The 998-nt window shown below is 71.4% G+C and carries 1 protein-coding gene and 1 pseudogene; both read left to right on the top strand.

All coding sequences use genetic code 11. The annotated features are described in order from the left end of the window. Window positions 1-589 (top strand): hypothetical protein (locus KIK08_RS39215; protein WP_214408360.1); only part of this gene is annotated, 589 nt, incomplete at its 5' end. A 43-nt stretch (window positions 590-632) separates the two neighbouring features. Continuing rightward, window positions 633-998: pseudogene (locus KIK08_RS39210) on the top strand (hypothetical protein); the annotation flags it as partial.

Below are 998 nucleotides of genomic sequence, written 5' to 3'. Positions count from 1 at the left end.
CGGCACCGCCACCGCGGGCAACGGCGGCTCCGGCGCCACGGCCGGCGTGACCAGCACCGCGACCAGCGGCGCCGGTGGCGCGGGCGGCGCGGGCGGGGCCGGCGGCACCAACTCCGCCGACCAGGCCGTCAGCACCTCGGCGGACCTGAGCTTCACCGACTCGTTCACCGACGACGACGGCTTCGACCTCAAGGGCGCCGACGTCGAGGACGCGTTCAACCAGGACAACGACGGCGTCGACAACTCCGGCGGCATCATCAACAACTCCAACGTCGCCAACGGCCCGCAGACCAACGTCGGGAACAGCGCCGAGACCACCACGATCTCGGACTCGTTCAACACCGACGAGAGCGTCACGCAGGTCCTGAACAACGTCGGCAACGACTACTCGGACAACTCCGAGACGATCTCGAACTCCTTCAACGACCTGTCCGAGGACTTCGACATCGACCTCGAGGACGTCGGCAACACCGACTCGTCCACCGACATCGGCGGGGACATCGACAACGACCTGGTCGACGTCGACGTCGAGGACGTGCTGAACGACCTCGACCTCGACGGCGACCTGAACATCGACCTCCCGCTCTGACCCGCCCCCCGACCACTCCTCCGCGCGAGAACAGGACCACGACATGACCAGCAGCTACGGGCCCAGCTTCACCTTCATCCAGGACCCGGACGTGCTCAACCAGAACCAGCAGAACGCGGCGGGCGGCGCCGGCGGTGCCGGCGGCAACAGCGGGGCCGCGGCCAGCAACCCCCAGGTCATCGCCAACGGCGCGGGCGGGAACGGCGGCACCGCCCAGTCCAACGGCGGCACCAACGACGCCGGCTCCGGCGCCGGCCAGGGCAGCGGCGGCGACGGGCTCGGCTTCGGCGGCGACAGCGGCGGCGGCCTGTTCGACCTGTTCGGCGACGGCGGCTCGGGCACCGGCATCGGCGGGCTCGGCACCGGGACCGGCACCGGCGGCAGCGCGATCGGCGCGGGCGGCGGCACC

Source organism: Pseudonocardia lacus (assembly GCF_018531445.1).
Taxonomy (GTDB): domain Bacteria; phylum Actinomycetota; class Actinomycetes; order Mycobacteriales; family Pseudonocardiaceae; genus Pseudonocardia; species Pseudonocardia lacus.
This window is presented reverse-complemented; position numbering and strand designations above follow the sequence as displayed.